Origin of the sequence: Nonomuraea turkmeniaca, from assembly GCF_005889735.1 — a bacterium.
In the GTDB taxonomy this organism is placed as follows: Bacteria; Actinomycetota; Actinomycetes; order Streptosporangiales; family Streptosporangiaceae; genus Nonomuraea; species Nonomuraea turkmeniaca.
In genome coordinates this window covers 1-13467 of the sequence record NZ_VCKY01000266.1, presented here as the reverse complement: position 1 = coordinate 13467, position 13467 = coordinate 1, and the positions used below count along the sequence as shown (strand labels likewise).

Annotated in this window: 10 protein-coding genes and 1 pseudogene; 8 read left to right on the top strand and 3 right to left on the bottom strand. The window is 70.5% G+C overall.

Annotated elements, in window-relative coordinates; all coding sequences use genetic code 11:
* Window positions 1-1148: ROK family transcriptional regulator (locus tag ETD86_RS45985; protein WP_138672941.1), on the bottom strand; the 1148-nt coding region annotated here is incomplete at its 3' end.
* Between the two features lie 160 nt (window positions 1149-1308).
* Here ETD86_RS45985 and ETD86_RS45980 point away from each other — a divergent pair.
* From ETD86_RS45980 to ETD86_RS45950, 7 genes are all read left to right on the top strand, one after another.
* Window positions 1309-2613: a glycoside hydrolase family 36 protein gene (locus ETD86_RS45980; protein ID WP_138672940.1), complete on the top strand. Its 1305-nt coding sequence runs from the start codon at window positions 1309-1311 to the stop codon at window positions 2611-2613.
* On the top strand, window positions 2610-3542 hold the full coding sequence (locus ETD86_RS45975) for a carbohydrate ABC transporter permease (protein WP_211370727.1): 933 nt from the start codon (window positions 2610-2612) through the stop codon (window positions 3540-3542). Before ETD86_RS45980 ends, ETD86_RS45975 begins: the two co-directional genes overlap by 4 nt.
* Before the next feature lie 7 nt (window positions 3543-3549).
* Window positions 3550-4359, top strand: coding sequence for a carbohydrate ABC transporter permease (locus ETD86_RS45970; RefSeq protein ID WP_138672939.1), 810 nt, complete (start codon window positions 3550-3552; stop codon window positions 4357-4359).
* Window positions 4360-4412: 53 nt separating this feature from the next.
* Window positions 4413-5723 (top strand): ABC transporter substrate-binding protein, encoded by a 1311-nt coding sequence (locus ETD86_RS45965; RefSeq protein WP_170223637.1) that lies wholly within the window; start codon window positions 4413-4415, stop codon window positions 5721-5723.
* Window positions 5724-5803: 80 nt separating this feature from the next.
* Window positions 5804-7276 (top strand): alkaline phosphatase D family protein, encoded by a 1473-nt coding sequence (locus ETD86_RS45960; protein ID WP_211370726.1) that lies wholly within the window; start codon window positions 5804-5806, stop codon window positions 7274-7276.
* 10 nt (window positions 7277-7286) lie between these two features.
* On the top strand, window positions 7287-9236 hold the full coding sequence (locus ETD86_RS45955; RefSeq protein ID WP_138672936.1) for an NPCBM/NEW2 domain-containing protein: 1950 nt from the start codon (window positions 7287-7289) through the stop codon (window positions 9234-9236).
* Window positions 9237-9245: 9 nt separating this feature from the next.
* Entirely contained in the window at window positions 9246-10838 is a 1593-nt protein-coding gene (locus tag ETD86_RS45950) for a beta-N-acetylhexosaminidase (RefSeq protein ID WP_138672935.1), read from the top strand.
* On the opposite strand, the gene ETD86_RS45945 is transcribed toward ETD86_RS45950, so the two are convergent.
* Window positions 10835-11338, bottom strand: coding sequence for a DUF2087 domain-containing protein (locus ETD86_RS45945; RefSeq protein ID WP_138672934.1), 504 nt, complete (start codon window positions 11336-11338; stop codon window positions 10835-10837). The two genes, ETD86_RS45950 and ETD86_RS45945, sit on opposite strands and share 4 nt — an antisense overlap.
* 8 nt (window positions 11339-11346) lie before the next feature.
* On the opposite strand from ETD86_RS45945, the gene ETD86_RS45940 reads away from it, so the two are divergent.
* Window positions 11347-11910: a sensor domain-containing protein gene (locus ETD86_RS45940; RefSeq protein WP_138672933.1), complete on the top strand. Its 564-nt coding sequence runs from the start codon at window positions 11347-11349 to the stop codon at window positions 11908-11910.
* A 128-nt stretch (window positions 11911-12038) separates the two neighbouring features.
* On the opposite strand, the pseudogene ETD86_RS45935 reads toward ETD86_RS45940, so the two are convergent.
* Window positions 12039-13430, bottom strand: a pseudogene (locus ETD86_RS45935) (DUF3516 domain-containing protein); the annotation flags it as partial.
* Between the last annotated feature and the right edge of the window lie 37 nt (window positions 13431-13467).

Genomic DNA, 13467 nt, shown 5'->3' with positions numbered 1-13467 from the left:
GTGAGGGGGAGGGGGCCCTTGTCGGGGGTGAAGAGCTGGTCGTCCAGGTGGTCGACGGCGTAGTCGATGGCGCCGACCACCACGCACTCGTCGCCCAGCGTGGACGCGCGTACCTCTGGCATGCGCATGCACGTCCGCTCGAGCCGCTCCCGCAGGCGGTCGAGCAGCACGTCCGACGACCGGGAGAACCCGCCTCCCAGCACCACCATCTGCGGATCCAGGATGAGGACCATCGCGGCCGTGCCCACCGCGAGGTCGTCGACGTACCGCTCCACGGCCTCGACCGCGACCGGGTCGCCGTTCCTGGCTGCGGCCAGGGTGTAGCCGGCCGCGTCCTCGGGCGCGGTCCCCGCAGGCACGCAGGCGCAGGTGTTCAGGTGCTCGGGCGCGTCGAACCAGCGCGCCTCCGGCAACATCGAGATCTCGCCGGCCGCCGCGCCGAAGCCCCTGTGCACCTTCCCGCCGATGATCAGGCCGGCGCCCATGCGCCGGCCGACGTGCAGGAACACCACGTCCCTGGCGCCCCGGGCGACGCCGCGGCGGGCTTCTGCCATGGCGGCCAGGCGGCTGTCGTTCTCGATGAGGACCTGGCAGGGGAACATCTCGCGGAGTTTGCCCGCCAGGTCCAGGTCCCGCCAGGCGGGCACGGCGGCCGAATAGATCACGCGACCCTCGACGTCGATCACGCCGATCGTGCCGACGGAGATGCTCCACACGTCCGCGACCGTCGTACGGCTGAGCGCCAGGCACCCGCTGACCGCCCGCTCGATCGCGGCCAGGCGCTCGTCCAGCGGAGCGTCGGGGAGCACCGGCTGCCGGGTCTCCGCGAGGATCTCGCCGTCGAGGTCGGACAGGGCGGCGCGGATGTTGTGCCCCCCTATGTCGACGCCCACCAGGTAGCCGCTGTCGGCGCGGAAGCGGTAGCGGCGGGCGGGCCGTCCCATCGTGCCCGGGCTCGGCGGCACCTCCTCCACCCAGCCCAGCGCCATGAGCTCGTCGGTGACCTCTTTCATGGACGGCCGCGACAGGCCGGCGCGTTCGGCGAGCGCCGACAGGGTGAGCGGGCCCGCCCCGCGTAGCGCCCGGATGGCGGTCAGCGAGTTGAGCTGCCGCAGCCGTGACAGGTCGCCGCCGCGTAGGTCCGCCATCCGCCGTCCTTAATGTAGCTCTCCTCTGTAACTAGACATTATGCAGCGCTTCCCCGGTGTACACGTCCCGTATCCGTCGGGAAATCGCGCATTGACCCCTCGATCGCCTCGATGCTACTAATGAAGCGCTCCTTCGTAAGTGTGAGAGGAATGAGGACTGATGTCGTTCGCGGACATCGGCGAGATCACGTGCGTTCCCGGCCGGGCGCGGGTGTTCGAGCACGGCTGGCAGTCGTGGAGCCCCACGGGCGCCTACGGCCTGGGAGACACCCCGCCCCGGCCCGCCGACGAGACGATCCAGATCCTCTGCTACCGCCCCGAGACTCCGGTCCCCGGCAACGTCTTCCAAGGGGAGGGGCTGCTGGCGGTCGAGCCGGGCGACGGGTCCGTGGAGCTCTGGTCGGCGCCGAGCCCGCTCCAGGTGCCGTCGATCAGGGCACGTGCGGAGGAGCCCGGCCGGCTGGTGATCTCCGCCGACGGCCCGGTACGCCACCACCGCGCCGAGGGCGGCCTCGCCCAGGCCCTGCGCGAGTGGGCGGACACCATGGCGGAGCCCAGGACGTTCCCGGCGGTCCCGCCCATGTGGTGCACCTGGTACGGATACTGGGACAAGGTCACCGACGCCGACGTCATCGAGAACCTGGAGCTGGCCACCAGGCACGGGCTGCCCGCCGACATGTTCCTCATCGACGACGGATACGAGGCCGAGATCGGCGACTGGCTGGAGGGCCGGCCGGGGTTCGGATCGCTGGAGCGGGCCGTGGACGCCATCACGGGGTCGGGCCGGCGGGCCGGGATCTGGACCGCGCCGTTCCTGGTCGGGCACCGGAGCCGGGTCTTCCGCGAGCATCCCGAGTGGCTGGTCGGCGGCGCGTACGCCGGCCGTATGTGGAACCAGGAACTCGCCGTGCTCGACGTCACCCACCCCGGCGCGGCCGAGCACCTGGTGAACGTCTTCCGCACGTTCCGCGCCATGGGGATCACGCACTTCAAGCTCGACTACCTGTACGCGGGGGCGCTGGCGGGCGGGCGGCGCCAGGACCTCGATCCGATCGCCGCGTACCGGCGCGGGCTGGAGCTGATCCGCGAAGGCGGCGGGTCCGAGGTCACGCTGCACGGGTGCGGCGCGCCGATGGTGCCCAGCATCGGGCTGGTCGACATCATGCGGGTCAGCCCGGACATCGCGCCGACCCTGCTGCCCAGGTCCGGGGACATCAGCCAGCCGTCGCAGCTCGGCGCCCGGCTCACGGGGGCCGCCCGCGAGTTCCTGCACGCCCGGTGGTGGGTGAACGACCCCGACTGCATCATCCTGCGGCCCGACGTCGAGGCCAGGGAGGAGTGGGCGGCGCACATCGACAGGACGGGCGGGCTGCGCGGGGCGAGCGATCCGATCGCGGCGCTGGACGAATGGGGACTGGAGACGACCCGCCGCCTGATGGTTCCGACCGCCACGGACCCGTCGTGATCGCCCGCGCCGCCCGCCTCCCGACGCGGGCCGCCCGCGGGCGAGCGGGCGGGAAGCGGTGGGGGAGCGGGTGGCACGCCTACTTGTTCATCGCGCCCAGCCTCTTGGGCGTCCTGGCGTTCCTGCTGCTCCCCATGGTGATCGTCCTCGTCCTGAGCCTGTTCGACTGGGAGCTGCTGTCCGCCCCCGAGTTCGTCGGCCTGGACAACTACCGCCGCCTGGCCGCCGACGGCGAGGCCTGGCACTCGCTGGGGGTCACGGCGGGATACGTCCTGCTCTGCATCCCCCTCCAGACCGTCCTGGCCCTGGCCCTGGCCATGCTGCTCAACCAGCGGATCAGGGGCGTCAGGTTCTACCGCTCGTTGTTCGTCATCCCGTGGATGGCCACGCCGATCGTCCTCGGCCTCATCTGGAACTGGATCTTCGACCCGCGTGACGGGGCGCTCAACACCGCCCTGGCCCTCGTCGGCATCACCGGCCCCGACTGGCTGTCCGACGCGGACTGGGCGCTGCCGGCCGTCGCCCTGGTCAGCGTCTGGCAGCACACCGGCTACAACATGTTGTTCTTCCTCGCCGGCCTCCAGGGCATCCCGAAGGAGCTGCACGACGCGGCCGCGACCGACGGCGCCACCTCGGCCCAGCGGTTCTGGCGGGTGACGTTGCCGCTGCTCAACCCGACGATGTTCTTCGTCACGGTGACCAACCTGATCGGCGCGTTCCAGGTGTTCGACACGGTCTACGCGATGACGGACGGCGGGCCGAGCCGCAGCACCGAGGTGCTGAACTTCCGGATCTTCCAGACCGCGTTCAAGGAGTTCGACTTCGGTTACGCGGCCACGCTGTCCGCCCTGCTGTTCGCGGTCATCTTCCTGGTGACGCTGGCGCAGGTCAGGTTCTTCGGCAAGCGCACCACCTACGACCTGAGCTGAGTGACCCATGACCAAGCGAATCCTGCTGTACGCCGCGCTCGCGGCCGGTGCCCTCATCTCGGTCTTCCCGTACCTGCTGGTGGTGCTGACCGCCCTGAAGACGCAGGCGCAGCTGAGCTCCACCCCGCCGTGGCTGCCCGGGTGGCCGCCGACGACGGACAACCTGGCCAAGATGCTCGGCGGCGACTTCCCGCGCTACGTGCTCAACACGGCCCTGATGACGGCGCTGCTCACGGCCGGGCAACTGGTGTTCACGACGTTCGCCGCGTACGCGTTCGCCCGGCTGCGGTTCAAGGGCAGGGAGATCCTGTTCTGGTTGTACGTGGCCACGATGATGGTGCCGAGTGCCGTCACCATGATCCCGCTGTTCCTCATCATGCGGGAGCTGGACCTGGTCAACACCTGGTACGGCCTGCTCGCCCCGTACATCCTCGGCACCCCGTACGGGATCTTCCTCATGCGGCAGTTCTTCAAGAGCCTGCCCTCCGGGCTGGAGGAGGCGGCCAGGATCGACGGGGCGGGGTCGATGACGATCCTCCTCCGCGTCCTGCTGCCGCTCTGCCGGCCCGCGCTCGGCACCCTGGCGATCATCACGGTGATCTCGTCGTGGAACAGCTTCCTCTGGCCGCTGATCATCACCAGCGGCGACGACACCAGGGTGATCACGGTCGCGATCGCCACCCTCAAGGACGGCATCGGCGTCGACTACCACCTCATGATGGCCGGCAGCCTGATCGCGCTGGCGCCGATGGTGGCCGTCTTCATCTTCTTCCAGAAGCACATCGTCCGGTCTGTGGTTCTCACAGGCCTCAAGTAAGAAGAGGTCAGCGAATGTTCCGTCTTCTTGACTCGGGAGCTCCGCTCCCTTCGTTGTCCCCCCGGATTCGCTGGGCCGGGGCGCTGCTCGGCGCCGCCCTGCTTGCCACTGGGCCCACCCTCACCGGCTGCTCGTCAGGAGAAGGAGGCGGCGCGGACAAGGTCACGTTGACGTACCGGCTCTGGGACGACCAGCAGAAGGTCGGCTACGAGAAGGTGATGGCGGCCTTCGAGAAGGCCAACCCCGGCATCGACGTCACGATCGAGCTGCTGCCGTACGACCAGTACTGGACGAAGCTCACCGCCGACGTGGTCGCGGGCACCGCGCCGGACGTGTTCTGGATGACGCCCACCCAGTTCCCCGAGTTCGTCACCAAGGGCGTCCTGTCCCAGGTCCAGGTGGACCCGGCCAAATACCACCAGACCGTCGTCGGATCCTTCACCCACGAGGGCAAGCTGTACGGCGTCCCCAAGGACTGGGGGATCGTCGGCCTGCTCTACAACAAGGACCTGTTCAAGCAGGCCGGCGTCGAGATGCCGGACAAGCTCACCTGGACCGCCGACGGCACCGGCACCCTGCTCGACACGGCACGCAAGCTCACCGTGGACGAGGCAGGCAAGCACCCCGGCGAGCCGGGCTTCGACCCCGGCAAGGTCAAGACGTACGGCTTCGCCTCCTGGAACCACTACCAGACCCAATGGATGAACTGGGTCAGCTCCAACGGCGGCAAGCTGGTCGACAAGCCCTTCGGCAAGTACGTCTTCAACGACCCGGCCTCGGTGCGGGCGCTGCAGTTCGGCGTGGACCTGGTCAACAAGCACCACGTGTCCCCGCCCGCCACCCAGACGAACCCGCCCACCGGCAAGGTCACCGACATGTTCAAGGCGGGCCAGATCGCGATGTTCCCCGCCAACAACGCGCTGCTGCCGTTCGTGGCCCCCGAGGCGACGTTCGAGGTGGGCGTCGCCCTCATGCCGGAGGGCCCGTCCGGCCGCGCGGTCAACCTCAACGGCCTGGCCGAGGCCGTCTACGCCAAGAGCGAGCACCCGCAGGAGGCCATGAAGCTGGCCGCCTACCTCGGCACCGAGGAGCCGCAGAAGATCATGGCCGACGGCGGCTACGCCTTCCCCGCGCTCAGCGGCCTCTCCCAGGGCTACGTCGACTACTGGAAGTCCAAGAAGGTCGACGTCTCGCCGTTCGTCGAGGAGTCGGAGGGCACCACCTTCCCGCTGCCGATCACCACCGGCTTCACGGGCTTCGAGACGAAGCTTAATCAGATATTCAACGAGATGTATCTCGGCAAACTCTCTCCGCAAGAAGCCGCAGACCAGGCTGTCGCCGCAGGTAACGCCACCCTCCAGTAAGGACCCCCATGATCACCCGGCGTTCACTTTTCGCCGGGGGCGCAAGCCTGGGCATTTCCGCCGCACTGGGTGCAGAACCCGTGCGCGCGGCGGCCCGTCGCGCCCCTCTGTCCGACCCCTTCCAGCTCGGCGTCGCCTCGGGCGAGCCCACGTCCGACGGCGTCGTCCTGTGGACCCGGCTCGCCATGGACCCGATCGCGCTCGACGGCCTCGGCGGCATGCCGAGCCGTCCGGTCCCCGTCCAGTGGGAGCTCGCCAAAGACGAAAAATTCCGGCATGTCGTACGCCGCGGCGTGGAGCTCGCCCGCCCCGACGCCGCCCACAGCGTGCACGTCGAGCTCGAGGGCCTCGCGCCGGGCGCCGAGTACTTCTACCGCTTCAAGGCCGAGAAGGAGATCAGCCCGGCCGGCCGCACCCTCACCGCTCCCGCCCCGGGCACGCGCGGCCGGCCGCTGAACCTGTCGTTCACCTCGTGCGCCGACTACCAGGCCGGCTGGTTCACCCCGTACCGCAGGATGGCCGAGGACCAGCCCGACCTGATCGCCTTCCTCGGCGACTACATCTACGAGTACGGCGCCTACAAGTACCCGGTCCGCGACCAGGCCGGCGGCGAGTGCCTCGACCTGGCCGGCTACCGCCTGCGCCACGCCCAGCACAAGGCCGACCCCGAGTCGCAGCTCGCGCACGCGATCGCGCCGTGGGTCGTGGTGTGGGACGACCACGACATCGAGAACGCCTGGGCCGCCGACGTGCCGGAGCAGCCGGACCCGCCGTTCCTCGAACGCCGCGCCGACGCCTTCCAGGCGTACTACGAGAACATGCCGCTGCGCCGTGCCCAGAAGCCGGACGGCGCGGCGCTCAAGCTCTACCGCAGCATCCGCTGGGGCGCGGTCGCCAACCTGCACCTGCTCGACACCCGCCAGTACCGCGACCTGTACGCCTGCACCGGCAAGAGCGGCACCGTCGGCCCCGACTGCCGGGACCGCTTCCAGCCCAACAGGACGCTGCTCGGCCGCGACCAGGAGGCCTGGCTCGACGGCGAGCTGAAAGGATCCAGGGCCACCTGGGACCTGCTCGGCCAGCAGGTCTTCTTCATGGAGATGGACTGGGCCAACGGCCCTGGCAAGGGCTACTCGAACGAGGGCTGGGACGGCTACGTCGCCTCCCGCAACCGCCTGACCGCCGCCATCGACGCCTACAAGCGCAACGCCGTCGTGCTCACCGGCGACGTGCACTCCCACTGGGCCGGCGAGATCAAGCGCGACCACCAGGATCCCACGTCGAAGTCCGTCGCCGTCGAGCTGGTCACGACCTCGGTGACGAGCGCGGGCAACGGCCTGGACGAATACCCCAACACGCAGATCCTGCTGGAGGAGAACCCGCACGTGAAGTTCTTCAACGGCCGCCGCGGCTACGTCCGGACCACGATCACGCAGCAGGAGATGAAGGTGGACTTCCGCTCGCTGTCGCGCATCACCGAGCCGTACGCCCCGGCCTACACCTCCGGCTCGTTCGTCGTCGAGCCGGGCAACCCTCGACTCAACCCCGCCTGACAGGACCGCCATGCGCACCATCACGGCCGCCGCCGCGGCGGCCCTCCTCGCCGTGCCCTTCGTCCCCTTATCCGGCGCCGCCGGCTCTTCCGTCGGGGCCGCCGCCGCGCCGCCGATGGGGTGGAGCAGCCGCTCGCTCGGCTGCTCGGTCTCCGAGTCGTCGGTACGGCAGGCCGCCGACGCCCTCACCCCGCTCGCCCCGCTGGGCTACCGGCACGTCATCGTCGACGACTGCTGGCTGGCCTCGCAGCGTGCCTCCGGCGCCCTCGTCCCCGACCCCGCCCGCTTCCCCGGCGGCATCAAGGCGCTCGCCGACTACGTGCACGGCAAGGGCATGAAGCTCGGCCTCAGCCTGTCGGCCGGGACCAAGGCCTGCGCCGGCGGCGGCCCCGGCTCGTACAAGAGCGAGGCCGCCGACGCCGCCCAGGTCAAGGAGTGGGGCGTCGACTACGTCAAGTACGACTGGTGCTCCATCCCCACGGCCGACTTTCCCGGCCAGAACGTCCAGCAGATCGCCCAGGCCCTCTACCCGCCCATGCGGCAGGCCCTGGGCGGCGACGTGGTGTTCGCCATGAACAACGAGGACGGCAGCACCGTGCCGTGGCTCTGGGGCAAGGACGCGGGCGCCACCACCTGGCGGACCAACGTCTACAACCGGCCCATCGCCGACGCGTACGCCACCATGGTCGACATCTGGGAGTTCAACCAGCTCAGAGCCGAGTACGCGGGCCCCGGCAGCTGGGCCGACCCCGACCTGCTCCAGGCCGGGCGCGGCGGGATGACCGACACCGAATACCGTACCCAGGTCACGCTCTGGGCCATGGGCGCGGCCCCGCTGATCCTGCAGGCCGACCCGGCCAAGGCGCCGCCCGCGATCGTCGCCAACCCCAAGGTGATCGCGATCGACCAGGACTCGCTCGGCGCCCACGGCCGGCTCGTCAGGAGCGACGGCTGGTACCACGTGCTGTCCAAGCCCCTCGCGGGCGGCGACCGGGCGATCGCGCTGTTCAACGAGAGCGACCGCGCGGCCACGATCTCCACCCGGCTCGGCGATGGCCGCTACCGGGTCGAGGAGCTGTGGAGCGGCGTGGTCACCTCGACGGCGGGTGAGCTGTCGGCCCAGGTGCCCGCGCACGGGGCCGTGCTCTACCGGGTGAGCGAGAGCCGCGAGCAGGCGCCGCCGCTGGTGACGTTCGAGGCCGACCCGCCGAGGTTCCTCGGCGAGGACCGGCCGTCGGTGCTGGAGCCCGGCCGCGCCGGCGAGATCGTCACCCGGGTCACCAACACCGGCGCCACCGCGCGGCTGCGCGACCTCGAGGTCACAGCGGTCGCGCCCCAGGGGTGGCAGGTCACCGCCCGCACACCCACGAGGACGAGCCGGCTCGACGGCGGCGAGACCTTCACCGTCACCTGGGCGGTCACCCCGCCCGCCGACGCCGCGCTCCAGAACCACGACCTCGCCTTCTCCCTGGGCGGCCAGACGGCGACCGCCGTCGTGACCGTCGCCAAGGCGCCGGGTGCGGGGCGGACGTACCTGAGCGACGTGGCCTGGACCAGCGCCAAGAACTACTTCGGCCCGGTCGAGAAGGACGCCAGCAACGGCGAGCGGGCGGCCGGCGACGGCCGGCCGATCACCATCGAGGGCGTCCAGTATCCCAAGGGCCTCGGCACGCACTCGCCCGCCGAGATCGAGTACTACACCGCCGGGCGCTGCTCGACGGTCGAGTTCCAGGCCGGGATCGACGACGAGGTCGGCGCGGCCGGCTCCGCCGGGTTCGAGGTCTGGGCCGACGGCGGCCGGGTCGCCTACTCGGGGCTGCTCACCGGCGCCATGCCCGCCCGCAAGGTCACCGCGTCCATCGAGGGCGCCCGATTCATCCGGCTGGTCGCGACCAACGGCGGCGACAACGCCACTTCCGACCACGCCGACTTCGCCGACGCCACGGTTACCTGCAGATAAGGAGTATTGATGATCGTCCCCAAGCCGGTACGGCACGAGTCCAGGCCGGGCTCGTTCGTCCTCGACAGCCGGGCCACACTCAACGCCGATCCGGCGCTCGCCGAGGTCGCGGCCTGGCTGCGCGGCGAGCTGGCCCCCGTCACAGGCGGCGAGCTGCTGCCCGGCTCGGGGACGATCACCCTCACGCTCGGCGACCTGCCACCGGAGGCGTACCGGCTGACCGTCGGTCCCCGGGTCGAGGTCGTCGCGGGCGGGCCCGCCGGGGCGTTCTACGGGGCCCAGACGTTCCGGCAGCTGCTGCCACCCGCCGCCTTCAGGAGAGCCGCCACCGGCCCCTTCACCGTGCCCGGCACATACGTCGAGGACGAGCCGCGGTTCCGGTGGCGCGGCTGCCTCCTCGACGTCGCCCGGCATTTCATGACCAAGCACGACGTGCTGCGCTTCATCGACCTGCTGGCCCTGCACAAGCTCAACGTGCTGCACCTGCACCTCACCGACGACCAGGGTTGGCGGATCGAGATCAAGCGCTATCCCAGGCTGACCGAGGTCGGGGCGTGGCGCAGGGAGAGCCAGACCGGCTGGAACGGCGCCATGGACGGCCGCCCGCACGGCGGCTACTACACCCAGGAGGACATCAGGGAGATCGTCGCCTACGCCGCGCAGCGGCACGTCACGGTCGTCCCCGAGATCGACCTGCCGGGGCACACGCAGGCCGCCATCGCCGCCTACCCGGAGCTGGGCAACCTCGGCACGCCCCTGGAGGTGCGCACGACCTGGGGAGTCGGCGTGAACGTGCTCAACGTCGAGGACGCCACGATCGAGTTCTTCCAGAACGTGCTGGACGAGGTGCTGGAGCTGTTCCCCAGCCCGTACATCGTGCTCGGCGGCGACGAGTGCCGCAAGGACCAGTGGCGGGCCAGCCCGGCCGCGCAGCGGCGCATGGCCGAGCTGGGGCTGGGTGCCGAGGAGGAGCTGCAGAGCTGGCTCATCCACCGGTTCGACGACTACCTGACCGAGCGGGGCCGCCGGCTGGTCGGCTGGGACGAGATCCTGGAGGGCGGCCTGGCGCCCGGCGCGGTCGTCGCCTCCTGGCGCGGCGAGCTGGGCGCGGTGGCCGCCGCAAGACACGGCCACGACGTGATCAACTGCTCCAACACGAGCCTCTACCTGGACTACCGTCAGGGGCCGGGGGAGGAGGAGCCGGTCCCGTTCGGGACGGTGCTGACCCTGGAGGACGTCTACGCCTTCGAGCCCGTCCCCGAGGAGCTACGCGGCGACCCGGCCGCCGCCCGCGTCCTCGGCGCCCAGTGCGGGATCTGGACCGAGCTGATCGACTCCAGCCGGCACCTCGACTACATGGCCTTCCCCCGGCTCGCGGCCTTCGCCGAGACCGTGTGGGGCCCCGCCGAGCGGGACCTGGCGGGCTTCCGCGACCGGCTGGCCGCGCACCTGCCCCGGCTGGAGGCCATCGGCGTGGAGTACCGGCGCGCCGACGGCCCGCTGCCCTGGCAGCGCCGGCCGGGCGTACCGGGCCGGCCCGAGGACCGGGAACGGTGGCAGGCCAAGCTCGACGCCTGGACCAGCAACCTCCGCACGCTCTAGACCTGAACGGGGCCGCCGCTGCGCCAGTAGACGTTGTCCTCCCGCGACAGCAGCCCCTCGTCCACCAGATACCGCCGCAGCGCCGCGTAGTCGTCGTGGAAGGCCCGCAGCGTCACGTTCACGTCCTTCTCGGGGTACCGCACCCCGGGCTCGAACACCGTGGCGATGTACCGCAGCACCACGAGCCGCTTGTCGCGGCGCATCGGCATGGTCGTCAGCCGCCCGTCCACCAGGAACGTGCGCAACACCCGCTCCTCGGCGGTCAGCTCCTCGGCCGGCTCGGCGCGCGCCCGCAGCAGCTCCCTGAACCGCTCGGGCGTGGCCCGCCACTTGCCGCTCTCGTCGCACGCCGCCAGCCCGCCCGCGGCCAGCTTCCCGAGCGCTTTGGGGGAGAGCCCGCCGGCGTCGCCGAGCACCAGGGAGGCGAAGGCCCGCAACGTGTCGTCCTGGGAGAGGAGCCCGAGGACGCGTCTGATCTCTTCGTCGCTCACCCCTACCATTTTGTCCCATGTTCGCAGCACTGATCCTTGCCGCCGCGGTGGCCATCCCGAACAACTTCCTGCTGTACGAGAAGGCCGCCGCGACCAGGGACGACAACCCCGAGACCAGCTGGTCGGCCAGCGGCAAGAAACCGGCCAGGCTCGTCGTCGACCCGTGCCAGAACGCCACGCTGGGCCAGAGCGGGCGCACGGCGGCCAGGACCCTCACCTACACGTCCGTCCCCGACTACTCCAAATCCGAGCAGGTGATCCTCTACTCGTCGCCGGCGGCAGCGGGCAAGGCCCTGCGGGACCTGCAGACCGCGGTCCGCGCCTGCGGCACCACGAGCTACCGCTACTCCGCCACGACCGTGAGCCTCGGCGACCAGGCGCTCAAGGTGATCGGCCAGGCCTATCAGGGCAAGAAGGCGGCCGTGGGCGGCGAGCGGGCCATCGTCGCCCGCCGCGCGAACGCCCTGATCGTTTACACCGCGTCCGGCGAGTGGGGCAGGCCCGCCGCGTCCGACTTCAAGCAGCAGACGAAGGACGCCCGGCGCATGCTCGCCAAGATCTGCACCATCGCCGACTGCTGACGACAGGCAATGTCCCGATCTCGAGACATTGCCATGACACGACACCGACGTTGCGCGGACGACACTGAATCGACAGGCGTGTGCCGGGGCGCCCTTGCCAGTCCGTTCCGGCACACGGCTTGTCACTTCTAGAGCCGGTTGAGCCCCTGCACGTGCAGGACGGCCCGGCCCTCCTCATCCGACCCGGCCAGGTCCACCTGGGCGTCGATGCCCCAGTCGCCGTCACCGGCCGGATCCTTGATCGTCTGGCGTACCTTCCACAGGCCGCTCTCCTCCTCGATCCGTAGCAGCGCGGGCCCGCGCGCGTCGGCGTCGGTGAAGATCTCCTCGTGGTCGGCGTAGTACGCGTCCAGCGCCGCGCCCCAGTCCACGTCAGGAGCGAGCTCCTCCAGCCCCTCCTCGTTCTCCAGGGCGCAGAGCTCGACCAGCCGGAACATGGCGTTGCGCACCAGCACGCGGAAGGCCCGCGGGTTGGCCGTGACCGGGCGCACCTTGGCCTCGAGCTGCTCCTGCCGCTCCAGCGCCTCGGCCGGGTTGGCCAGCTTCTCCCACTCGTCGATCAGCGACGAGTCGACCTGCCGCACCAGCTCGCCCAGCCACTCGATCAGGTCCACCAGGTCGTCGGTCTTGAGGTGCTCGGGCACCGTGCGCGACAGCGTCCGGTAGGCGTCGGCCAGGTAACGCAGCACCGTGCCCTCGGAGCGGGCCAGCTCGTAGAACTGGATGTACTCGGTGAACGTCATCGCCCGCTCGTACATGTCGCGGATCACCGACTTCGGGCTGACGGTGTAGTCGCCCACCCACGGATGCCCGCGCCTGTAGGTCTCGTACGCGCCGAGCAGCAGGTCCTCCAGCGGCATCGGGTACATGACCTCGGCCAGCTGCTCCATCCGCTCCTCGTACTCGATCCCGTCGGCCTTCATCTGCGCGACCGCCTCACCCCGGGCCTTCTTCAGCTGGGCCGACAGGATCTGGCGAGGGTCGTCGAGGATGGACTCCACGATCGAGACCATGTCCAGCGCGTACGACGGCGACTCGCGATCCAGCAGGTCGAAGGCCGCCAGCGCGAACGTCGACAGCGCCTGGTTGAGCGCGAAGTCCTCCTGCAGCTCGATCGTCAGCCGGGCCCTGCGGCCCTGCTCGTCCGGCTCCTTGAACTGCTGCACGATGCCGCCGGCCAGCAGCGACCGGTAGATGGCGATGGCCTGGCTGATGTGCCGGCGCTGCCACTTGCGGTCCTCGTGGTTGTCGGTCAGCAGGTGCTTCATCGACTGGAAGCAGTCGCCGGGCCGGTTGATGACCGCCAGCAACATCGCGTTGGTGACCTTGAAACGCGAGGCGAGCGGCTCGGGCTCGGCCTCCTGGAGCTTCTGGAAGGTGTCCTCGCTCCACCCGACGAAACCCTCGGGCGGCTTCTTGCGGGCGTAGCCACGCCGCCGCTTCGGGTCGTCGCCGATCTTGGCGAGGGCGTGCCCCACCTGCGTTCCTATCAGCGTCACGCCGCCACGGCCGCGATCGCCTGGGTCCGCCATCGTGCCGACGCGACCTCACCGGTCG